This is a genomic window from Mesorhizobium shangrilense (genome assembly GCF_040537815.1).
Taxonomy (GTDB): domain Bacteria; phylum Pseudomonadota; class Alphaproteobacteria; order Rhizobiales; family Rhizobiaceae; genus Mesorhizobium; species Mesorhizobium shangrilense.
In genome coordinates this window covers 581,496-605,954 of record NZ_JBEWSZ010000001.1, presented here as the reverse complement: position 1 = coordinate 605,954, position 24,459 = coordinate 581,496, and the positions used below count along the sequence as shown (strand labels likewise).

Here is a 24,459-nt window from a genome sequence, read left to right as displayed (position 1 = left end):
GGCCTAAAGCTCGCCCAATGCGTAGGTCGAGTTTTAGTAAAATTGTCGCGGTTTCCGTACTGCTGGCGCTGTCGGCCTGCGCCACGGCGCCAAGCCATATCAACAATGTCTGCGCCGTCTTCGACCAGAATGACGGCTGGTTCGACAATTGGCAGTCGGCGGCCGAACGCACCCAGCAGAAATACGGCGTGCCGGTTCCCGTGCTGATGGCGACGGTGCGCAAGGAGTCGGGATTCAAGAGCAATGCCCGGCCGCCGCGCACCAAGCTTCTCGGCTTCATTCCCTGGAAGCATGTTTCCTCGGCCACCGGCTTTTCGCAGGCGCTGGACGGCACCTGGTCGCAATATCAGAGCGAAACCGGAAACTGGGCGGCGCGGCGGACAAAATTCGCCGATGCCGTCGATTTCGTCGGCTGGTATCATTCCAAGACTGCCGACACATACGGCGTCGCCCGCAACGACACCTACAATCTCTATCTGGCCTACTATCTCGGCTGGACCGCCTATGGCCGCGGCAATCGCGGTGACGCCGGCGTGCAGAACTACGCGCGGGCCACCGAGAAGATGGCCCGCGACTATGCCGAACAGTTGAAGCAGTGCGGCAATTAAAATTGTCGGGGCATTTCGCAGCAAAGTGAAATCACTGGCGCTGTGACTGCAATTTCTTCTTGAGCGCAACAGGCCTCAGAGTTCATCCGCTTGGGATCAGATGGAGGATTGGCTTGCCTCCCCTTACCGCCTCGGTCGATAGCTTTCGGTCAAAGGTCGCCAATTTGCCGCCATGTGCCTTTGCGAGCCCCAGCAGATAGCTATCGGTCACTTGCGCCGAAGTTAGAATCCTGGCTGCATCAATGTCGCTGGAACCGACGAGACTGATGTCATCCGACCAGAACTGGTGTCCTGAAAGGACATGCAGTTTGCCGACAATCTGCGCAACGACAACCGGCGAACCCGGAGAATTCGGGTATTTCTGGTTGCTTAAAATCCTGATGACACCATTTTCGGTGATAGGACATGTGGCCCATGACAAATGCCCGGTGGATTGGAACCACCGATGGGCATCATCATGCGCGACATGAGCCGGATCGATCAACGCAATCAGGACATTGACGTCGAGCAAGAAGGTCACGGCAGTTCATCGCGAAGCGCATTGACCATTTCGAGATCGACCATCGGGCCGTCGGGCCGCGATGAAAGCAAGGGGATGCCGTTGCGTTCACCGCCAGCCTGCGGCCTGCGCAGTGAATTGCGAACCAGATCGGAAATGACCTCGCCAACGCTGCGATCTTGCTGTCGCGCCATGGCCTTGGCGGCAAGGAGGACATCGTCATCGATTGCAAGCGTCGTTCTCACAATGCGTTTCCTTACTGCGCATCAAACATCACGCATCACATAAGGCAATTGACGGAGATATTCAAGCGAACGCCGCCTGTCATTCCTTGACGGATATGAGATGCGACGACCCCGCGAAGGCAATGCTCCAACGAACGGCATTGCCCCTATGCTGGTCAGTTCGGCTGTTTGCCATCCGGCCGATCAGGCGGCGTGCCTGCGAAACCCGGGCCGTCGCCATGTGGCGCGTCTTCCGGCACGCCCTCATGGTCGGCATGTTCCTTGTTGAACTTGATCACCGGCTCCATCGTCGCCAGCACATCATCGGAGAGCCAGCACAGGCTCATATGGCCGCCGCCAAGGTTCTTCACCGGCGGCACCTTGGTTTCGCACAGATTGTCCGGCACCAGCTTCTTGTAGCCGCAGCGTGTCTGGAACGGACAGCCGGAGGGCGGGTTCATGGCCGACGGAATGTCGCCTTCTAGCACAATGTGCTTCTTGACCACGCTGGTGTCGGCAATCGGGATCGCCGACAAGAGCGCCTCTGTATAGGGGTGGTACGGCGGCGCGAAGATCTGGTCCGTCGTGCCCTGCTCCACGATGTAGCCGAGATACATGACGACGACGCGGTCGGCGATGTAGCGCACGACCGACAGGTCGTGGCTGATGAACAGCATCGTCGTCTTGTTCTTGCGCTGGATATCCATCAGCAGTTCGGTCACCGCCGCCTGCACCGACACGTCGAGTGCGGAAACCGGTTCGTCAGCCACCACCACCTTGGCGTCGCCGGCAAAGGCCCGGGCCACGCCGATGCGCTGCTTCTGGCCGCCTGACAGTTGGCGCGGCTTGCGGGTCTCGAAGGCCCGCGGCAGCTTCACCAGGTCGAGCAGTTCCAGCATACGCTTGCGGCGGTCGGCAACCGTCTTGCCAATATTGAATTTTTCCAGCGTGCGGATGATCTGCGAACCGACCGAATGGCTGGGGTTGAGCGTATCGAACGGGTTCTGGAACACCATCTGGATCGATGACACCGTGTCGACGCTGCGCTTCTCGATGCCGGTCGACTGAATCTGCTTGTTGCCCAGCGTCACCGTGCCGGCACTTGCCGTCTCCAACCCGAGCAGCACCTTGGCCAGCGTCGACTTTCCGCAGCCGGATTCGCCGACAATGGCGACGGTCTCGGATTCGCGCGCCATGAAGGAGATCGTCTCGTTGGCCTTGACGACACGGCCCTCGCTCGAACCGAACACCTCGCTGCCGCCGACCCTGTAGTATTTCCTGAGATCCTCGATCTTGAGCACCGGGGCGCCGGGCACGACGCGCTCGTTGACCTTCTTGGCGCCGGGCGGCAGGGCTTCCCAGTCGATCTCGTTGAAGCGCACGCAGCGCGAGAAATGACCTTCATGGCCGGCGACCTCGACCATCGGGATTTCGGCGGCGTTGCAGACGCCCTCGACGAAATGGTGGCAGCGCGGGCCGAAATTGCAGCCCTTCGGCCGCTCATGCGGCAGCGGCAATTGTCCGGGGATGGAGATCAGAGGCCTCGAATTCTTGTCGGCGCCCGGCAGCGGGATCGAGCGGAACAGCCCCTGCGTATAGGGGTGGCGCATCCGGTCGAACACATCCTTGATCTTGCCCGTCTCCACAGCCTCGCCGGAATACATCACGGTGATGCGGTCGCAGGTTTCGAGGATCAGGCCGAGATTGTGCGACACGAAGATCATCGAGGTGCCGAACTTCTCGCCGAGCCCTTTGACCAGGTCGACGATTCCCGCCTCCACCGTCACGTCGAGCGCGGTCGTCGGCTCGTCGAGCAAAAGCAGCGCCGGCTTCGACAGCAACGCCATGGCGATGACGATGCGCTGCTGCTGGCCGCCGGAGAGCTGGTGCGGATAGGAACGCATCATGCGCTCGGGGTCGGGAAGCTTGACCGAGCGCACCATCTCGAGCGCGCGTTTATAGGCCTCTTCCTTCGACACCTTGTCGTGGATCAGCGGCACTTCCATCAGTTGCTGGCCGACCTTCATCGCCGGGTTCAGGCTCGCCATCGGTTCCTGGTAGATCATCGCGATCTTGTTGCCGCGAATGGAGCGCAACTCCTCGTCGGAGAGCTCGCCCATGTCCTTGCCCTGGAATTTGATCTTGCCGCCGACGATCTTCCCGATGTTGGAGAGGTCGCGCATGATGCCGAGCGACACGGTCGACTTGCCGCAGCCGGATTCACCGACGATGCCCATCGCCTCGCCCGGCATGACCGTGCAGGAAAAATCCATGACGGCCGGTATCTCGCCCTTGCGGGTGAAGAAGGAGATCGACAGGTTCTCGATCTCGATGATCGGCCCATTGGTCGGCGTAGCGGGATTTCGAACTGCCTCGTTCATGGGTCGCTCCAATCCTAATTCTGTCAGGCACGTCGGGTCGAAACCCGCAGATCAGTCTTTCATCGATTGTTCACGCAGCGAGTCGGCCAAGAGGTTGAGCCCCAGCACGAACGACATCAGCGCGATCGTCGGCGGCAGTGCCGGATGGATGAAGGAGCGCAGCAGGCGGCTGGCGTCCTTGATCGCGGTGCCCCAGTCCGGGCTTTCAGGCGCGAGACCGAGGCCGAAATAACCGAGCGTACCGAGCAGGATGGTGGTGTAGCCGATGCGCAGGCAGGCATCGACGATCAGTGGCCCGCGCGCATTGGGCAGGATTTCCCACAGCATGATGTACCAGGGCGATTCACCGCGCGTCTGCGCCGCGGCCACATAGTCGCGCGTCTTGATGTCCATCACCAGGCCGCGCACGATGCGGAACACGCCCGGGCTGGAGGCAAACACCACCGCCACGAAGATGTTGAGCTGGTTGGGGTCGATGTGGACGATATGCAGCGGGTCCTTGTCGAAGACGAGGCCGAGGTAGATCCAGCCGCCGATCACCAGGGTCAGGCCAAGCAGGATGTAGATCCTGTCAGGCCGGTTCTTGTAGCGCGTCCAGAACAGCACGCTGAAAAAGATGATCGGAAACAGGAAGAACACGCCGGCCAGCGCATAGGGTATCGGCGTATCCATGATGCCCGGTGTCACCAGCAGGTAGAACAGCAGGATGACCGGGAAGGCGAGCACAAGGTTGGCCAGGAACGACAGCACCGTGTCGATCTTGCCGCCATAATAGCCCGCGGGCAGGCCGAGCGTGATGCCGACCATCAGCGCGAAGCCGGTTGCCGCCGGCGCGATGATCAGCACGATCTGGCTGCCATAGACCATGCGTGAAAAGACGTCGCGGGCAAGCTTGTCGCCACCGAACAGATAGACCAGCCCCGATTGCGGCTCTACTGCGCCCGGCAAAACATCTTTCATCACCGGAAGCTGCCCAAGCGGATCGAAAGGCGAGATGGTCGAGGCGAAGATCGCCGTGAACAGCCAGAACAGGCAGATGGCGACACCAACGATGCCGACGCCGCTGTCGAACAGCTGGCCGTAGAGCGCCAGCTTCTTCTTGTAGGCGAAGCTCGCCCCCATGACGATGACGAGCGCGACCCAGACCGGCCAGAAGCGCGAGAGCACTTCGAGGACAATGGTGAAGGCGCCGATATATTGGATTTGCATGCGCCTTCTCCCCTACTGAACCCTGATACGCGGATTGAGGAACGCGTAGCCGACGTCGGAAATGAGCTGCGTGATCAAGACGATGAACACCGAAACCAGCGAACAGCCGAGCAGCAGGTCGATGTCGTTGTTGCCGGCGGCTTCGACCAGCGTGTAGCCGAACCCCTGGTAGCGGAACATCACCTCGACGATGACGACGCCCGTCAGCAGCCACGGAAACTGCAGCATGATGACGGTGAAGGGGGCGATCAGCGCATTGCGCAGCGCATGCTTGACCACCACGTTGCCGAAGCTAAGCCCCTTCAATCGCGCGGTGCGGATATATTGCTGCGTCATCACCTCGACCATCGAGGCGCGCGTCATGCGCGCGATATAGCCGATGCCGTAGATCGCCAGCGTGATCACCGGCAGGGTAAAATTGTAGAATGTGATGCCTTGGCTCGCCGACGCGGCCGAGCCGTTCAGCCAGCCGAGCCAGGAAGCGAAGACGACGGTGAAGATGACGCCCGACACATATTCGGGCGTCGCCGTCGAGGCGATCGAGGCCACCGACAGCACGCGGTCGGTGCGCGACCCCTCCCGCATGCCCGCCAGGATACCGATCAGCAGAGAGACCGGCACCATCACCGCCAGCACGCACAGCATCAGGATGCCGGTGGCGCCGAGCGCCGGAAACAGCTTTGCCGCCACCGTGGTCTTGAACTTGGTGGAGCAGCCGAAATCGCCCTGGATGACGCCGGAGAATTTCGGTTCGACCGGGTCGTTGCAGAACGAGAAGCGCTGCGCCGTCTTGCCAGTCGCCGGATCGGTCAACGGCTGCTTGGGCACGATGCCCAGCCACTGACCATAGCGCACGAAGAAGTTCTGGCGGTAGCCGTTCTTGACCAGCCAGCTTTCAAGCTGCTCGGCGGAGGTGTGCATTTCCGTCTGGCTGATGGCCAGCTTCTTCAGATTGGGTTCGAGATTGACGAGGAAGAAGACGACCAGCGTCAGGCACAGCATCGTGAGCAGAATCGTGCCGATGCGTCTGGCGATGAATGAGAACATTGTGCCCCCCTGCCGGCCGGGTTGGGGTCAGATATGGTCAACCCTGTTTCGAAAACCTTGTGACGTCAAGTCGCCGCTGCAAGACATGCAGCGACGACGATGTCGACGAAGCGAAGGGCGTTGCCGCCCTTCGCTTGCATCGAGCGATATGTCACGCCTGATCGAGCCAGACCTTGCCGAAGTCATGCTCGTAGGTGGGGTGCATCGAGTGGTTCTTCACCTCAGGCTTGATGTTGATGTAGAGCTTGCGCCAGTAAGGCTGGATGATGATGCCGGAATCCTGCAGGATCTGCTCGACATCCTTCATCACCACCTTGCGCTTCTCCGCATCGGCGATACCGAGGGCCTCGTTGACCTTCTTGTCGAAGTCCGGATTGGCATAGGCCGTCTCGTTCCAGGCTTCGCCCGAGCGGTAGGCGATGGCGATGACCTGGATGCCCAGCGGACGCATGTTCCAGTTGGTTTCCGAGAACGGATACTTCGTCCAGTCATTCCAGAAGGTCGAGCTCGGCAGCACGGTGCGCTTCACCTTGATGCCAGCTTCGCGCAGCTGGGCCGCGATCGCGTCGGTGGTGTTCTTGTGATAGTCCTCGTCGTTGCTGATCAGCTCGTGCTCGAAATCGATCACGCCGGCTTCCGTCAGCATCTGCTTGGCCTTGGCGATGTCGCGGGGGATCTTGGGCAGAGCGACATATTCCGGATGGATCGGCGCGACATGGTGGTTTTCAGCCGGCGAGCCGGCATTGCCGTAGCCGAGCTGCAGTACCACCGAATTGTCGACGGCCAGGCACATCGCCTGGCGTACCTTCTGGTCGCCATAAGGCTTGGCGTTGATGTTGAAGCGCGACACAACTGTGGCTGCGGTCACCACCTCGGAAACCGGAGCGCCGACACCCTCGATGATCTTGACGTAGTCGGCGGTCGTCTCGTGGTTGGTCTGCACCTCGCCCGATTCGAAGGCCGAAACCGTCGCGGCCGGATCGGTGCCATAATCGATGAACTGGACGCCATCGAGGAAGACCTCGCCCTGCCACCACTTGCCGGTCTCGCGGCGCTTGTAGACCACCTTCTGGCCGACATCATAGGAGACGAGTTCGAACGGGCCGGTACCGATCGGGCAGCTCTTGAAGTTGGCACCCTTCGCGTCGAAGGTCTTGTGCACCACCAGCGCCGGATAATCGGTCAAGTTGGCGATGAGCGCGATGTCGGGCTTGGTGAGCTTCAGCTTGACCGTCATGTCGTCGACCTTGACGATGGACCCTTCGCTCAACTTCTTGGTCTTTTCGTCAACGAGGCTGCCAAGGCGGCCCGGCATGGAATTGCCCGCCGCGTTCTTGTCGGCCCAGCGGGTGAAATTGTAGATCACGTCGTCGGCGGTGAATTTGTCGCCATTGTTCCACTCGACGCCCGGCCGCACATGCAGCGTGTATTCGGTGGCGTCGTCGTTGATGTCCCAGCCCGCCAGGAGATAGGGCGCGAACGTGTACTGGTGCGTGTACTTCACCAGCGGCTCGAGCGCCTGGCGTTCTGCATTGGCAATCTCCGACCAGTCGGCCGTGCGCGGATCCTTGGGATCCTTGACGGACATCGCGACCTTGATCACGCCGCCCTTCTTGCCTTGCACTTCATCGGCCTTGGCCGGGGTCGGGGCAGCGAGACCGAGCAGGCCGTAGGCCATCGCCGTCGATGCGCCGAAGATGCTGGCGAGCGCCAGGAATTCGCGCCGGTCCACCTTGTTTGCCTTGGCCTCCTCGGCCATCGCCAGGATGTGATCCGGAACGCTGTCGCCATTACTCTTGTAGATCGTCATGACTAACTCCCATTGTTGGCTTTCTGCCTTTTAACATTCCGCATCCGGGCCATCATGTCAAAGACAGACGGGATTGGGAACATGTCAGGGAATGTGCAACTTTGGAAGCAAGCCGGTTCGCGCGATAACGACAGTCTTGGCGCAAAATTGTTATTGCGGCGCAGATTCCGCTCGAATTTTCACGGTCGGTTAAATTGAGACATTTGCATAGGTTAGACCAGCGCCAGCCGAAGCCGAGGATGGTGCCAACGCACGGTTTGCCTAGTATTCCTTTTCGTAGAAAATGCCGCCCTTGGCCTCGCCGGCGTCATTGGCCTCGCCACGCAACTTGACGCCGCGCCCGACATTGAGGTCGATGGTCGCCTTGCCCGAGCCGGGCTTGTCGCCCTTCTGGATCGTCACATAGGTGCGGTCGTTCAAGTACTTGCCGGCAGAGACCGCGGTGCCACCCTGGCTGTCCGTGGTCACGTCGAGATCGTCGACGCCGATCGCGCTGCGCAGGTTTTCGAGCAGCGAGGTCGAGCCGCCGACGCCCGCCAACTGTCCCGCGGCCTCGGCAAGCTGCGCGATCTGCAGCGGCGACAGGTTCGACATCGAGCGGCCGAAGATCAGCTGCGCCAGGACTTCGTCCTCGGGCAGCGCCGGAACCGAGGAGAAGGTGAATTTCGGATTGGTCGCCTCGCCCGACACCACGATGGTGACGGTGGCGCTGGTGGTTGTCGAAGTCGCCGTGAGGTTGAGATAAGGCACAAGCGAGCCCGAGAAGCCGATCGTGCCTTCGGTGAAGGTCAGCCGCTTGCCGAGGATCGACAGCCGCCCGCGCTGCAAGGTGAAGGTTCCCACCGCCTGTGGCGACGAGGCCGGGCCGGTCAGCTTGAGCGAGCCGCCAAGCTCGGCATCGACGCCCCTGCCCTGGATGAAGATCTGGTTCGGCGCGTTGACCGTGACATCGAGGATGAGCCCACTGCCGCCGCCCTTGCCCGACGTCGTCGCTGGGCGTAGCGCCTTGTCCTGCGCACGAACAGCGGCCGGAGCGTTCTTGTGCTTGACGTCGAGCGCTGCCAGCGAGCCCGGCAGCTTGTCGGGGACGGTGATGACCGTCTTGGCCAGATTGACGGTGCCGGCAATCACCGGCGCCGATGTCAGCGGACCCTTGATCGTCAGGTCGCCACCGAGATTGGCGGTCACCACGCGGCCGTCCGTATAACGCCCGTCGACCAGCTTGATCGACAGGACGGCCGGGAAACCCTGCGCCGGGTTGATGCCTACCGTGCCGCTGGCCGACAGGCTGCCGCGCGTCGACAGCGTGCCGGTCAGGCGGTTGATCCTGGCGACGCCGTTGCCGATCGAGACGTCGAGGGCGATGTCATTGACCGCCAGTCCCGAATTGGCATCCACCAGCCGGGCGCCGGACGCACTCACCGTGCCGCCGATCATCGGCGATGTCGCCGGGCCGCGAACCTGCACATTGACGTTGGCGGCGCCGGTCAGCGAAAGGCCCTGCGCGGCGAGTTTCTGGGCGAGGAAGTCGAACGGCACCTTGCCGGAGAAATCGAGCGCGAGCGCGGGCGTGCCGGCGGTCGTCACCGTGCCGCCACCCTTGAGGCCAAGGCCGGCCCCATCGCTGAGATTGGCGTCGAAGGTCAGCTTGTTGCCGCCGAACGTGCCCGTGGACGAGATATTCACCCCGCCGAGCCCGGCGCCGCGCGTCTGCGAGGTCTGCACGCCTGCGGCGTCGATGTTGAAGGCCACGGCGGGACTGGCCGCGGCGCCCGTCACCTTGACCGTGCCCGAAATCACGCCGGCGGCATCGAGCCCCGGCGAAAAACTGTTGGCGAGCGAGGCCGGCACCCGCGCCAGCGTCGCGTTGAGATCGAGCGCCTGCCCGACCTTGCCCGAAACGGTTGCGGTACCGCCGCCGAGGTCGAGCACCAGTTTGTTAATGGCGGTCGTCCCATTGGCGATGGTGACCGTCGATGCCTGCGAAATGGCTGCCTTGATGCCCTGGACAGTCGCCTGTCCCGAGGCAAGCTCGATGGTCGTCGTGCCATTGGCGACCTTCACCCGTCCGGTGGCCTTGGCCGGAATGTCCTTGACGGTGGCGCCGCCGGAAAAGCCGGTCCAGTCGCCATCGCGCGTCAGGTCGACATCGATGCCGCGAATGACGGTGGTGCCGGAGGTGACGGTGTCGGCGCGCACCTTGCCGGAGATGACGGGGGCCGCCAGATAATTCGCGATCAGCGCATCGATCGACACGGTCTTCGCTGACAGATCGCCGCGCGTCAGCGACGCCGTGTTCGCCTTGATGGCCACCTGCGGCGCGCTGCCGTTCTTCGAGAAGGCGATCGTGCCGCGCACGTCGCCTTCGGCCTTTTCCAGTGCCAAGGCGGCCAGCGGCCCGATATCCGGCAGGTCGAGCGATACAGTACCGACCGGGACGAACTTCTCGTCGAGCGCAAGGTCGCCGGAAATCCTGTTTTTGCCCAGCGACAGCAGCAGCCCGTTGATGGCACTCTTGCCGTCCGACGTGGCCAGCACCGCGCTGCCTTGCAAGGGTTGGCCCGCGACATTGCCGGTCAGCTGCACATTGGCCGCCGGATTGGCGGCATCGGCCTTGCCGGTGGCGGTAAGCTTCAACCCGGTGATTTCCCGGTCAGCCACCGAAAGCCGGTCGCTGTTCACTGTCAACGACAGGTCCGGGGCAGTGGCCGGCCCTTGCGCATTCAACGCAAAGGCGATGGCGCCCTTGGCATCCTTCGACAGCAAGGAAATGTCCGAAAGACCACCCCTGATGTCGGCGGTCAGCTTGTTGTCTGCAAGGCTGGCCTGCCCCCGGGCGGTCAGCGCCCCGGACGCCAGATTGAGCGCATCAACGCTGACATTGCCACCGGCGTCACGCTTTAGCACCGCACTGAGCTGCGTGCGCTCGGCAAGCACGCCACGCGCTGCCGCCGGCAGCGCCGCCGAGGCGGCATCGGCCTTGAGGTCGAGGTCGATGGCGCCGTCGGCCAGCGAGACCCGGCCATTGAAGGCGCTGTCCAGCGCGTCGCTGGTCACCGAGCCACTGTCGATGGTGATGGCGTCGGCGGCAAGGTTGCCGGCCACCTTCGCCGTGACCTTGCCGGCGATCAGCGGCGCGATGGTCGGATTGTCGAGCCCGATCTTGTCGGCCGACACCGTGCCGGAAATCGGTCCCGTACGGCCCTTGAGGTCGAATGCATCGGAATGCAGGGCGACCGCTACGCCCTCTACCTTGGCCTGTCTGGTGGCAACCGAGGGCAGCATGCCGGAGATATCGAGCCGGGCCTTTGTGCCCTCGCCCGCTGCCTTCAGCGACAGCATCTGCAATTCGAGCTTGATCGGGCTTTCAGCGCTGCCCAGCGTCAGCGGCAGGCTCGGGCCGGTGGAAGCGAGGTCGAGGGCGAAATCGCTTGGGCCGTTCGGGTTGAGCGTGCCGGCCGCCTTGCCGGAGATCTTGTCGCCGGAGAGCGTCGCATGATCGACGATAACGCCGCCGGCCGTGGTGAAGCTGCCGGCCGCATCGACGGCCAGGGCTCCGAGACCGGCCTGGCGCGTCTGGCTGGTCTCGACATCAGTCAGTTGTGCATTGAAGCGAACATCGGGGGCCGACGGTGATCCAGTCACACTAGCCGTGCCACCCAGCGTGCCGACGGCATCGAGGCTTGGCGAAAAATCATTGGCAAGTGCTGCCGGCAGCGCCGAGAATTCAGCTTTGAGATCGAGCGCTTGCCCGGCGGTGCCGGACACGGTCACCGCGCCGCCGCCGACATCGAGCGCCAGTTTCTCTATGCTGGTCGTGCCATCCGCGATGCTCAGCGTCGAGGTATCAGCGATCGCCGCCTTGATGCCGCGAACGGTCGCCTCGCCCGAGGCGATCTCGACGCTCGTCGTACCACCGGCAATCTTCACCCGCCCAGTGGCGGTAGCCGGAATGCCGGCGATGGTGGCGCCGCCGGTGAAGCCGGTCCAGTCGCCGTCGCGCTTCAGATCGACATTGATGCCGCTGACTTCCGTGCTGCCCGAGGTGACCGTGTCGGCCTTGATCGTGCCGGAGATCGCCGGCGCCTTGAGATAGTTGGCCACGGTGGCGTCAACCGCGATGGCCTTGGCCGCCACATCGCCGCGCGAGACCGACGTGCTCTTGGCATCGATCGTGACCGACGGCGTGTCGCCTTCCTTGGCAAAACTGATCGTGCCGTTGATATCGCCGGTGATCGCCTGCCCCGCGAGCGCGGCGAGCGCGGCGATATCGGGCGCCTGCAACGTCAACGTGCCGAGCGGCACGAACTTGTCGTCGAGCGCGAGGTCGCCAGACACTTTGTTGTCGCCAAGCGACACGGAAAATCCGTTGATCGAACGCTTGCCCTCATTCGTCACCAGCGCCGCCTTGAGGTCGAGCGGCTGGTCGTTGGCTGAGCCGGTCAGCGTGACATTTGCGGCGGGATTGGCGATGTCGGCCTTGCCGGTCGCGTTCAGCTTGATGTTCTTCACCGTGTGGCCGGAGGCCGTCAGGCTGTCGCTGCTGGCCGATACCGAGAAATCGGGTGCCGTGGTCGCGCCTTTCGCAGTGAGCGCGAAATCGACACCGCCGGCAACCGGAACGCCGACCATGGGCGACAGCACCGAAACGTCGCCAAGCTTACCCTTCACATCGGCCTGGATGTCAGTGCCTTGTATGCTGGCCGTGCCGCTGGCGCTGAGCGAGCCGGAGGTGAGTTCGATCGAATTGGCGGCGAAGGATCCTTGCGGATCGCGCGCTGCAGTGGCTGAGAATTTCACCCGCGGGCCAAGCACCGAGGCGATCTGCGGCGGCAATGCCGTCGACACCGCATCGGCATTCATCTTGAGCTGCATCGACATATCCGCCAACGCCACCGTGGCCGTCAGGGAAGCATTGAGCGCGTCGCTGATCAGCGTGCCCTTGTCGATGACGATCGTGTCCCTGCTCACCGAACCGGCGAGATCGACAGCGACCTTGCCGGTGATCAGCGGCGCCAGCGTCGCCAGATCGGTGTTCAGACCGCCGGCCTCGATCTTGACCGTCACCGGACCGGCGCGGTTCTGGATGTCGAAGCCGTCGGAATGGATCTGCGTCGACAGATCGTCAAGCCGCGTTCCGCCCGCCACGATAGAGACGAAGGACGCACCGATGTCGACCTTCGGCGCCTTGCCGTCGCCGAAGGCGCGGGCCGTGGCGCCCTTGATGGCCACGGTGATGGGCTGCGCCTTGCTGCCGAGGCTGACCACCACGGGCGGGCCTTTGGCGGCGAGTTGTACGGAGAGATCGCTGGCGCCCTTCGGATCGACAACGCCGGAGGCAGTGCCGTGCACCGCGTCGCTGTCGATGTTGGCGCGCTCGATGTCGATGCCGCCGGCGGTGGTCGCGGTGCCTGCGAGGTCGAAACTTGTCCTGCCGGCAAACAGCTGTTTCAGGTTTTCCGGCAGGAAACGCTCGAAATCGCCATCGCCCTTGGCTTCGACATGGTTGCCCTTGTCGCTAAGCTGATGGCGTCCGGTGAGCTGGGTGACGATCTGGTGATCGACGAGGAAGGTACCGACACCACTCCAGTTGGCCAGCGGTCCGGTGCCCGAAACGACGATGTCGACTGGCGGCGCATCCGGCAGGTTGAGCAGATTGGCGATGATGCCGCCCGCCGGCTCCGACGCCTTGAGGTCAAGGTCCAGCTTGTCGTCGGCCGGCGCGAAATGCACCTTGGCGTCGACATTGCCTTGCTTGCCGTCGCGGCGGGTGACGTTGAGGTTCGTCTGCACCGCAAGCGGCCCTGCATCGACCTTGACCGCCCCCTTGGCCGTCAGTTCGGCGATGCCGCTGCCGGCCAGGGCCTGTCCGAGCGCGATGTCGGGAAGATCGATCTGCTTTACATCGATCGAAACCGGGAGGGTCGTCGATCCGCCTTGGCTCGGCTGCGTGCTGGCCACCGGCAGCCGAGCCAGTTCGATGCGGTCGGCGGCAATGCGGTCGGCACTGAAGTTCTTCGACAGAAGCGCAAGCGGCGACCAGTCGACGGCCACCTTGCGGGCCACCAGCCAGGCGCCCTGGCGATCTTCCAGCACGACATGATCAACGGTCAGCGCGCCTGACCAGATGCCATCGATGCCGCTGACCGTGACCTTGCGGTCCGCATTCGAAGCCATGCTTGAAATGAGGCCGGCGAGATTTTCGCGGCCGCGCTCGGTCTTGGTCAGCACGAACAGCGCGCCGGCGGCGGCGGCCACCACCACCAGCAGCGTGTAGACGACAATGCGAAGGATGCGCTTGAACGACTTCATCAGAACGCCTGGCCAATGCCGGCATAGATGCCGAAATGCGGATCGGTGGGATCGCGATTGAGGGGCACGGCAGCATCGATGCGCAACGGCCCGAAGGGCGTCACGTAACGCAAGCCGACGCCGGCGCCGACCTTTACCTCGGAGAAATTGGGGGCCGACCTGGTCGACACCGTACCGGCATCGACGAACGGCACGATACCAATCGTGTCGGTGATGCCGATGCGCATCTCGACCGAGGTCTCGAAGAAGGAAAGCCCGCCGGTCGGCTGGCCATTGATGTCCTTGGGGCCGATGCCCTGATAGGAGTAGCCGCGCACCGAGCCGCCGCCGCCTGAATAGAAGCGCCGGTCGGCTGGAACACTCTCCAGGCCAGTACCGACGATCGAGCCTATGGCGACGCGTTCTGCAAGGACGAATTTGGAGGCCGTATCCAGCGACTGGTAGGCCGACCCCTCACCCTTCAGTTTGAGGAACGCAGCGCCGCTCATTATGTCGTAGCTCGGCTCGGCATAGGCGAGCACCCTGAATCCCCGGGTCGGATTGAGGCGGTTGTCGCGGTTGTCATAGACATACTGCAAGGGAATGCTGGCGATCAGATAGGTGTGCTTGCCGAAGGCATCGCTGATCCTCGAATAGTCGAGCGCGACTGCCGCCGAAACCGTCTGCTTCTTGTCGAGATCATAGGCGATGCCCGTCTCGCCCTTGACCGAGAAATGATCATAGGCGTCCGGATGCTCAAACACGGTCTTGACGTTGGCGAAGAATTTCGATGTCGGCCCGATCACGCCCGGTTTTTCGAACATGATCCCGGCATTGTAGTTGAGCTTGGAGAGGTCGTTGCTGCCGATGCCGCTGATCGCTCCGTCGATGCGCAGCTTCTCCGCCTGGCCGAACAGGTTCCGGTGCCCCCAATAGCCTTCCAGGCCGAGCCCTTCGATATTGGAGAAACTGCCGCCGAGGCCGAAATAGCGGGGTTTGCGCTCGCTGACCTGGACGCCGATCGGAATGTTGCCATCGGCATCGAGCTTGTCGGCTTCCTTCAAGGTCACGCTGTTGAAGACTTCGAGCGCCAGAAGCCGGTCGCGCGCATCGCTGATCTCCTGCGGCGAATATTGCCGGCCGCGCTTCAGCCCGGTCATGTATTCGGTGAAATCGCGGTCGACCTTTTCCGTGCCCGAAACTGTCGTCTCGCCATAGCCGGCCACCGGTCCGGCGGCGACGGTCAGCGTCACGTCGAGCGTCGATGTGTTGTGATCGGCCACGATCTGGCGATCCGTCACCTTGGCCAGCGGCCTGCCCTGCTCCTTCAGCGTCCGCACAATCAGCGCCTCGGCCTTCAGAACCGCGCCAGAACCGGCATCGCCGCCGGCGATCAGGCCGTAATCGGCGCTCATCAGGCCGGCCGCGTCACCCTCGAGGCGGATGTTGCCAAGGGTGAATTTCGGTCCGACCGCGATGTTGACCGCCACCGGGATCGGCTGCGGCCCCTTGAATTCGGCGTCGGGCTGCAAATCGTCGATCGCCTTGCCGTCGATGGTGATGGTGACGACGCCCTCGTAGCGGGCATCGGCAAAAAGGGCGGCGACCAGCTGCTCGCGGTCGCTGCGCGCCTTGGCCATCAGCCCCAGCGAGCCGGACACCGGATGGTCCTCGTCGCTCTTCAGCGCCGAAGCGTTCTGGAGTTTCTTGAGAAGAGCCTTGTCGGCATCCGGCGCCTCGATCGTCACGGCATAGCGCAGGGGATCAACGATGTCGGTGTCCTCCTTGGAGGCGCCCCACAGCTTGATGCCAAAAATCTCGAAAGCCGCCGCATGCCTCGATTCGCCGACCAGCATGGTCGAGCACATGAACGCGAAAAGCAGGGCGCGCGGAAGCACGCGCCCTGGCGCGGTACCTCCTGACATCTGCGTTTCATGCGCCGGCATTATGAGTCCAACCTAAGTCCGAAATCTAAAATTGGAATGAAGTTCTGAAATGCTCGTAAAGGGGCCACAATCCAATTGTCTGAAATAGGCAGGGCTTGGAATTCACACCTTTTGCGTCTCCGCAAGAAAGCGTGATCCCCCAATCCTGTGGAGGTACTACCGGTCATTCGCCGGAAAGGGAACCGTTGGCAGGCGGAAGCTGCCGCGTCCTCGTGTTGACAAGCCTGACTGAAGCTTGATCATGGCTGGACGTTGGAGCGACATGCGTCCATTGGGACGTACAAAGTACGGTTTGGGACTTTGAACCATCGCATCGTGTTTTTCGAAGATCGATTCCGATCTTCACGCCGATGCGAAAGCAGTGTCTGGGAGGGTATTATGGCAATGCGCGCGGCTCGTGGCCTGTCGATCCTGATCCTTTTGTTTTTCGCCTGGGGAGGTATCGCGCAAGCGGCTGAGGCCCGGCGAATCGCAACCACCGACAATTCCGACTATTTTGGATTCGATCTTCGCTCCGATCAGAATGTCACGCTCGACCAATGCAAGACGACATGCCTGGGTGACCCCGCCTGCCGCGCCTTCACCTACAACACCAAGGCCAAATGGTGTTTTCTCAAATCCGACTATAATTCCCTAAAACCGTTTACCGGCGCGGTCGCCGGCAAGATCGTCAACGTCGATGGCGATCCCGATATCGGCGCCCCGCCTGCGCTGTCCTTCTTCCCGGACTGGATGGCCGATCAGGCGCAGCAATATCGCAACAAGCTGTTGGGTCCCGGCTATATCAAGCCCACGGATGGGCTGACGGCGCTGACGACCGCGGCCGAACAATCGGCTCGCACCGGCGACCATCGTTCGGCGATGCTGAGATACGAAGGCGCGGTGTCGGTCATGCCCGATGACGGCAAGCTCTGGCTGGAACTGGCGCACGAAACGCTGGCCGTGCAGCCCGCCGCCAACACCTCCGAGGCGTCGACCCTGCCCACCAACGCCACCTCCGCCGCCTTCAACGCCTACAAGCTGTCCCGCACCACCAATGCCCGTGCCGAAGTGCTGGCGCTGCTTGGCTCCGGCCTCGACAGGCGCGAACTTTTCCGGCCGGCGCTGCAGGCCTACGAAGCGAGCCTCGCGCTGGTCAATTCGGCCGCCGTCAAGGCGGACTATGAGGACCTGAAGGCGCGCAAGGGCTTCCGCGTCATCGACCACTCCGTCGATGCCGACACCAGCGCGCCGCGCATCTGCGCCCAGTTTTCCGAGGACCTGGTCAAGACCGGCGTCGATTATGCCCAGTTCGTCACCGTCGACAACGCGCCGCCGAAAGGCGTCGAGGCCAAGGACAAGCAGATCTGCGTCGAAGGGCTCGAACACGGCCAGCATTACGACGTGACCTTCCGCGCAGGCCTCCCGGCAGCGATCGGCGAGGTCACCGCCGCCCCGGTGGTGTTGTCGATCTATGTGCAGGACCGCGCGCCATCGGCCCGCTTCACCGGCGACAGCTTCGTGCTGCCCGCCGGCGCGCGGCGCGGCATCCCGCTCGTCACTGTCAACATGAACGTCGCCGAAATGAAGCTCTACCGCATCGGCGACCGTTCGCTGGCTCAGCTCCTCTCCGGCTACCAGTTCCTGCGCCAGCTCGACAGCTACGATGTCTCCAACATTTCCGACCAGATGGGCGCGCCGGTCTGGCAGGGCCAGCTCGACATCGCCAGCGACCTCAACAAGGAAGTCACCACCTCCTTCCCGGTTGACCAGGCCCTGCCTCAGCGCAAGCCCGGCGTCTATGTGCTGACCGCCAAGGCCGTCGACGGCCATGGCGACGACAGCAATTCGATCGCCACGCAATGGTTCGTCGTCTCGGACATCGGCCTGTCGACCTACACCGGCCAGGATGGGCTGAACGTCTTTGCCCGCTCGCTGGGCTCTGCCAAGCCGATTGCCGGCGCCGAACTGACGCTGCTGGCCAAGAACAATGAAATCCTCGGCACGGCAACGTCGGACGCCGAGGGCCACGCGGTCTTCAACCCCGGCCTGACGCGCGGCGAAGGCGGCATGGTGCCGGCCGTGCTGATGGCCAAGCAGGGCGACAACGACTTCGTCTTCCTCGACATGGGCCGCGCCGGCTTCGACCTTTCCGACCGTGGCGTCACTGGACGAGCCGCGCCCGGCGCGCTCGATGTCTATGCCTGGACCGAACGCGGCATCTACCGCGCCGGCGAGGAGGTGCATGTCGCCGCCCTCGCCCGCGACGAGTCCGCCAAGGCGGTGGAGAACCTGCCGCTGACCTTCATCTTCTCGCGCCCCGACGGCGTGGAGGACCGCCGCATAGTCAGTGACGGCACATCCGCCGGCGGCCATGCCGTGGACCTGGCGCTGCAGCCCAATGCCATGCGCGGCACCTGGACGGTGGCCATCCATACCGATCCCAAGCAGCCGGCCGTCGCCAGCCAGATGTTCCTGGTCGAGGATTTCGTGCCGGATCGCATCGAGTTCGACCTGACCGCCGACAAGCAGGAGATCGCGCGCGGCGAAACCGCCAATGTTACCGTCGACGGCCGTTTCCTCTATGGCGCGCCGGCCGCGGGTCTTGCGCTCGAAGGTGAACTGACACTGTCGACCGCCCGCAACTGGGACCGCTTCAAGGGCTATGTCTTCGGCCTTGCCGACGAGCAGTCGGCACAACCGTCGGTCACCCCGTTCACCGACCTGCCGGTCGTCGGCGACAACGGCAAGGCGACCTTCCCGGTCTCCGTCGACCAGATGCCTTCGACCACCAAGCTGGTCAACGCCAAGGTCACGGTGCGCATGCGCGAAACCGGCGGCCGCGCCGTCGAGCGTTCCCTCAACATCGGCATCCGCCCGCAAGGCCATATGGTCGGCATCCGCCCGGATTTCGACGGCGGTGAGGTGCCGCAGGGCGGCGTGGCGAAGTTCAGCCTGATCGCCGTCGATCCCGACGGCAAGCGCGAGGCGCTGAAGGGCGCGCAGTGGTCACTGGTCAAGGTCGAGCGCAACTATCAATGGTACCGCTCCAACAACTCCTGGAACTACGAGCCGGTCACCTTCACCAAGTCGGTCGCCAACGGTCAGGTCGACCTGACCGCCGATGGCGAAGCCACGGTTTCGGTGCCGGTCGACTGGGGCCAGTATCGGCTCGAACTCGTGACAGCCGATCCCGAGGGACCGGCGACCAGCTATGAGTTCGACGCCGGCTGGTATGTCTCCTCCACCACCACCGAGACACCGGACGGACTGGAGATCGCCCTCGACAAGGACACTTATGCAGCGGGCGAAGTCGCCAAGCTCAAGGTCTCCCCGCACTTTGCCGGCGAACTCTTGGTCACCATCGGCGCCGACAAGCTGGTCAAGACCGTCACGGCCAGCGTGCCGGCCGGCGGCAGCACCGTCAACATCCCGGTTGGCAACGACTGGGGCGCCGGCGCCTATGTCGTGGCAACCCTGTTCAGGCCGGGCGATGCGCAGGAATCGCGCATGCCGGCGCGCGCCATCGGCGTGAAGTGGCTGAAGGTCGATCCGGGCTCCAAGAAGCTCGCGGTCACCCTGACGCCGCCAGACAAGACCGTGCCGCGCCAGCAGCTGTCGATCCCGGTCGCGGTGGCCGGCGTGCAGCCGGGCAGCAACGCCTATGTCACGGTTGCCGCCGTCGATGTCGGCATCCTCAACCTGACCAACTATAAGGCGCCGGATCCGGAGAACTGGTTCTTCGGCCAGCGCATGCTCGGCCTCGAGGTGCGTGACCTCTACGGCCGCCTGATCGATGGCTCGCTCGGCACCACCGGCAAGCTCAGGACCGGCGGCGACGGCGCCAACATGCAGTCGCAAGGCAGCCCGCCGACCGAAAAGCTGGTCGCCTTCTTCTCCGGCCCGGTCCAGCTCGACGCCGACGGCAAGGCGCGGATCGACTTCGACATTCCGCAGTTCAACGGCACCGTGCGCGTCATGGCCGTCGCCTGGACCAAGGAAGCCGTCGGCCACGCCCAGACCGATGTCATCGTGCGTGACCCCATAGTGATCACCGCCGGCCTGCCGCGCTTCCTGGCACCGGGCGACGCCGCAATCATGCGGCTCGACGTCGCCGACACCGATGGTCCGGCCGGCGACTACAAACTGTCGATCGACACCACCGGCGACCTGTCGACCGGTGACAAGCCCCTGCCCGAAAAGCTGACGCTGGCGCAAGGCAAGCGGCAGACGCTGACCGTGCCGTTGATCGCTCAGACGGCGGGCAACGCCTCGATCACCATCAAGCTTGCCCATGCCGACGGCACCAATGTCGAGCAGACGCTCTATGTGCCGGTGCGCCCGGCGCAATTGCCGGTGACCACGCGCATGGTTGTCGATCTCAAGGGCAATGGCGGCTCGCTGCGCGTCGACAAGGAACTGCTTGCCGCAAGCCTGCTCGACGGCGCTTCCGTCAGCGTCGGTGTTTCGCAGGCCGCCGCCTTCGACGTGCCGTCGCTGCTGATGACGCTCGACCGCTACCCCTATGGCTGCGCCGAGCAGACCACCAGCCGCGCAATGCCTCTGCTCTATGTCAACGACATGGCCTCGAGCATTGGCATGGCCAGCGACCCCGACCTGCACGGCCGCGTCCAGGATGCCATCTACAAGGTTTTGAGCTACCAGGCCTCGGCCGGCAGCTTCGGCCTGTGGGGTCCGGGCTCCGGCGACCTCTGGCTCGACGCTTATGTCACCGACTTCCTGACCAGGGCGCGCGAGCAGAAATACGACGTTCCGAGCCTTGCGATGAGCCAGGCGCTGAACAATCTGCAGAACGCGATCGGCTACGACCAGAGCGTCCAGGACCGCGGCAGCGAGATCGCTTACGCGCTCTATGTTCTCGCCCGCAACAAGAAGGCATCGATCGGCGACCTGCGTTACTACGCCGACACCCAGCTCGAAGCCTTCACCAGCCCAATGGCGGTTGGCCAACTGGCGGCGAGCCTTGCGCTTTACGGCGATACGCAGCGCTCCGAAGCCACCTTCAAGACGGCACTGCAACTCGCCAAGGCGACCACCGAATACGACTATTACCGGTCGGACTATGGCTCTCCGCTGCGTGATGGCGCGGCAATGCTGGCGCTTGCGGCGGAATCGAAGCCGGTGTCGTCGATCGTGCCGGAGTTGATCAAGCTGGTGACCAGGGAGCGCGCCCAGGCCGACTGGACCAGCACCCAGGACGAATCCTGGATGCTGCTGGCGGCCCGCGCGCTCAAGGAGGGCAACGACTCGATCGCGCTGACGGTGAATGGCGCTGCTCATGCCGGCGGTTATTCGGAACAGATGGCCGGCACCGATCTCGCCGACAGCCCGCTAACCATCGCCAACACGGGCAAGGAGCCGCTGCAGGCGGTCGTCACCACGGTGGCGGCACCCGTCGAGCCGCTGCCGGCCAGCGGCGACGGCTTCACCATCCAGCGCACCTACTACAGGCTCGATGGCACCGAGGCGAATGTGACGGAGGTCAAGCAGAACGAGCGCTATGTCGTCGTGCTCAAGATCACCGAACAGAACAGCTGGCCGTCCCGGCTGCTGGTCACCGACCTGCTGCCGGCCGGCTTCGAGATCGACAATCCCGGCCTAGTGTCCAGCGCCCAATTGTCTAACTTCTCCTGGCTGACGCAGACCGACGCCGCCCATCTCGAATTCCGCAACGACCGTTTCGTCGCGGCGTTCAATCCGGCCGATGGCGACCACAATCACAATCTGACGCTTGCCTATGTCGTGCGCGCCGTGACGCCGGGCACCTATGCGCATCCGGCGGCTACCGTGGAGGATATGTACCGGCCGCAATATTCGGCCCGCACCGCCACCGGCATGATGGAGGTCAAGGCGCCGTAAGGTGCTGATAGTGACGATCATGAACCAAACGACGGCGCCGCCCCTCATCCGCCTGCCGGCACCTTCTCCCCGTATAGTGACGGGGAGAAGGGAGCTGTCGCGAATTTCGCCGCCTTTTTTGCAACGTTGGCGATTGGCGAAACCATCCGCGACAGCGTCTTTCTCCCCGTCACTATACGGGGAGAAATGTCCGGCAGGACAATGAGGGGTGGCGCCATGCTCTCCAGAAAATTTCTTCGTCGGGCAGCCATAGCCGCAGCTTCTTGCGCCGGCGTTCTAACCCTCTCCATCGCCGCCCTCTGGGAGCTCGACCGCGCCTTCCCGCCCCCGCTCCCGGCAAAGCTCACAGTCTCCACCGAAGTCCAGGACCGCGACGGCCTTCTGCTGCGCGCCTTCGCCACGCCGGACGGCTACTGGCGGCTGGAAACCCACCTCGACCAGGTCGACAAGCAGTTTGTCGACATGCTGGTCGCCTATGAGGACAAGCGCTTCTGGGACCATGAGGGCGTCGACGTGCTGGCGCTCGCCCGCGCCGCTGGCCAGTTCGCCACCAGCGGCCATATCGTGTCCGGCGGCTCGACGCTGTCGATGCAACTGGCGCGGCTGATCGAACCGCGCGAAAGCCGCAGCCTCGGCTCCAAGATCAAGCAGATGCTGCGCGCCATCCAGATCGAGCGGCGGCTGACGAAGCGAGAAATCCTCGAACGCTACCTGACGCTGGCCCCCTATGGCGGCAATCTGGAAGGCGTGCGCGCCGCATCGCTCGCCTATTTCGGCAAGGAACCGAAACGGCTCACGGTTTCGGAAGCCGCCCTGCTCGTCGCCCTGCCGCAATTGCCGGAACGGCGGCGGCCCGACCGCAACCTTCGGATCGCGCACGCCGCCCGCGACCGGGTGCTGACCCGCATGGTTTCGGCCGGCCTCATCGGCGACCGCGAAGCCGCGCGCGCCGCGCTCGACGATGTCGCAGGCTTACGGCGCAGGCTTCCGGCGTTGGCGGCGCACGCTGCCTATGCGATGCTGCCCAAGGCAGTTCCCGGCCAACCGTTGAAGCTGACGATTCGCAGGAGCGTCCAGGCCGGGCTGGAACAGGTGGCCCGGGACGCCGCGACCAAGCTCGGCCCCCGCCTGTCTGTCGCCATGGTGCTGGCTGACGCCCGCACCGGCGATATTCTGGGCGAGGTCGGCTCGGCCAATTTCTTCGACGCCAGCCGCTCCGGCTGGATCGACATGACCAAGACCATCCGCTCGCCCGGTTCGACGCTGAAACCCTTCATCTACGGGCTCGCCTTCGAGCAGGGGCTGGTGGCGCAGGAAACGCTGATTGAGGACAGTCCGGCCGATTTCGGCGGCTACCGGCCGAAGAATTTCGACATGGGCTACCAGGGCGATGTCAGCATCCGCCAGGCATTGCAGCTGTCGCTCAACGTGCCGGCGATCCGTGTGCTCGATGCAGTCGGCCCGGCGCGGCTGATGGCGCGCTTCCGCCAGGCCGGCGTGACGCCGGTGCTGCCGGTCAACGAGGCGCCTGGCCTCGCGATTGGCCTCGGTGGGGTTGGCGTCACGCTGCGCGATCTCGTCCAGCTCTATACGGGGCTCGCCAATGGCGGCAAGACGCACGCGCTGCATGACGGCAGCGAGCCGGCCAATGCCCAAAGCTCGACCGCCACCATCCTCGATGACCAGGCCAACTGGCAGATCATCGACATTCTGTCGGGTGTCAAGCCGCCGGAAGGCGCCATCCAGCGCGGCATCGCCTACAAGACCGGCACCTCCTACGGCTATCGCGACGCCTGGTCGGTCGGCTTCGACGGCCGCTACGTGCTGGGCGTCTGGGTCGGTCGTCCCGATGCCGGCGCGGTGCCCGGCCTGTCCGGCTATGTCTCGGCCGCCCCGATCCTGTTCGAGGGTTTTGTTCGCTCGGGCCTCGCAGCCGTCCCGCTGCCGGGCAGGCCGCCCGGCGTCCAGAACCCCAAGCGCGACGAATTGCCGGTCACGCTCACCCGGTTTGGTGCCGGCTCCGACGGGTTGGTGCAGGCGACACCGACGGAGCCGGCGCCGACCATCATCTTCCCGCCCGACGGCGCCCGCGTCGATCTGGCCACCAACTCGGCCGACGCCACCCCGCTGGTGCTGAAACTGCAGGGTGGCCGCGCACCCTTCCGCTGGCTAGCCAACGGCAAGCCGCTCACCGGCATCGACCGCACGCGCACGGCGACCTGGCTGCCCGATGGCACCGGCTATTCGACCTTGACGGTCATCGATGCGGCTGGACGGGCGGCAAGCGTGAAAGTGTTTGTCGAATAGAATCCGGCAAGGGATTCGCCACCTTGGTTTTTCGCGCGACGGCGCGAGCTGCCGATCTCCCCCCACGAGTGGGGAGATCGGCTGTCACCGCCGATTTCGCCAATTGTCGACAATGCGGGGGTGGGCGCGAAGGATCGCGGCCTTTACGCAACCGCGATCTGACTCCTCGCCTCACCAGCATGAGGAAGAAATTTCTTCATGCAGCCAATAGGCGGCGAAAATTTGCTTCGGAGGGGCAAAAAAGGCAACATTGAATGCATCTAAATTCTATCAATTCG

At 63.7% G+C, this 24,459-nt stretch carries 11 protein-coding genes; 3 read left to right on the top strand and 8 right to left on the bottom strand.

The features are described from left to right. The first annotated feature begins 17 nt into the window (after positions 1-17). A complete protein-coding gene (locus ABVQ20_RS03235; RefSeq protein ID WP_354458052.1) occupies positions 18-608 on the top strand; it encodes a transglycosylase SLT domain-containing protein in 591 nt (196 codons plus the stop codon). Between the two features lie 82 nt (positions 609-690). Here the strand turns inward: ABVQ20_RS03235 and ABVQ20_RS03230 are convergent, their stop codons facing one another. The 8 genes from ABVQ20_RS03230 to ABVQ20_RS03195 all read right to left on the bottom strand — a co-directional run bounded on the left by ABVQ20_RS03230 (position 691) and on the right by ABVQ20_RS03195 (position 16,015). Next, positions 691-1,128 carry a TA system VapC family ribonuclease toxin gene (locus tag ABVQ20_RS03230; protein ID WP_354458051.1) on the bottom strand — a complete coding sequence of 146 codons (438 nt, stop codon included), beginning with the start codon at positions 1,126-1,128 and terminating at the stop codon, positions 691-693. Continuing rightward, positions 1,125-1,352, bottom strand: a complete 228-nt coding sequence (locus ABVQ20_RS03225; protein ID WP_354458050.1) for a CopG family transcriptional regulator — start codon at positions 1,350-1,352, stop codon at positions 1,125-1,127. Before ABVQ20_RS03225 ends, ABVQ20_RS03230 begins: the two co-directional genes overlap by 4 nt. Before the next feature lie 155 nt (positions 1,353-1,507). Then, entirely contained in the window at positions 1,508-3,712 is a 2,205-nt protein-coding gene (locus ABVQ20_RS03220) for a dipeptide ABC transporter ATP-binding protein (RefSeq protein WP_354458049.1), read from the bottom strand. 51 nt (positions 3,713-3,763) lie between these two features. Next, positions 3,764-4,921 carry an ABC transporter permease gene (locus ABVQ20_RS03215; protein ID WP_354458048.1) on the bottom strand — a complete coding sequence of 386 codons (1,158 nt, stop codon included), beginning with the start codon at positions 4,919-4,921 and terminating at the stop codon, positions 3,764-3,766. A gap of 12 nt (positions 4,922-4,933) precedes the next feature. Then, complete coding sequence (locus ABVQ20_RS03210; RefSeq protein WP_354458047.1) at positions 4,934-5,968, bottom strand: ABC transporter permease; 1,035 nt, start codon at positions 5,966-5,968, stop codon at positions 4,934-4,936. 151 nt (positions 5,969-6,119) lie between these two features. Next, entirely contained in the window at positions 6,120-7,778 is a 1,659-nt protein-coding gene (locus ABVQ20_RS03205) for an ABC transporter substrate-binding protein (protein ID WP_354458046.1), read from the bottom strand. A gap of 261 nt (positions 7,779-8,039) precedes the next feature. Next, positions 8,040-14,090, bottom strand: coding sequence for a translocation/assembly module TamB domain-containing protein (locus ABVQ20_RS03200; RefSeq protein ID WP_354458045.1), 6,051 nt, complete (start codon positions 14,088-14,090; stop codon positions 8,040-8,042). Further along, positions 14,090-16,015, bottom strand: coding sequence for an autotransporter assembly complex protein TamA (locus tag ABVQ20_RS03195; RefSeq protein ID WP_354458044.1), 1,926 nt, complete (start codon positions 16,013-16,015; stop codon positions 14,090-14,092). Before ABVQ20_RS03195 ends, ABVQ20_RS03200 begins: the two co-directional genes overlap by 1 nt. Before the next feature lie 378 nt (positions 16,016-16,393). Between ABVQ20_RS03195 and ABVQ20_RS03190 the strand changes: the two genes are divergently transcribed. Continuing rightward, positions 16,394-21,874, top strand: coding sequence for an alpha-2-macroglobulin family protein (locus ABVQ20_RS03190; RefSeq protein WP_354458043.1), 5,481 nt, complete (start codon positions 16,394-16,396; stop codon positions 21,872-21,874). Positions 21,875-22,090: 216 nt separating this feature from the next. Next, the gene (gene pbpC, locus ABVQ20_RS03185) at positions 22,091-24,181 is read left to right on the top strand and encodes a penicillin-binding protein 1C (protein WP_354458042.1); all 2,091 of its coding nucleotides are present in this window, start codon (positions 22,091-22,093) and stop codon (positions 24,179-24,181) included. The last annotated feature ends 278 nt before the right edge of the window (positions 24,182-24,459 follow it).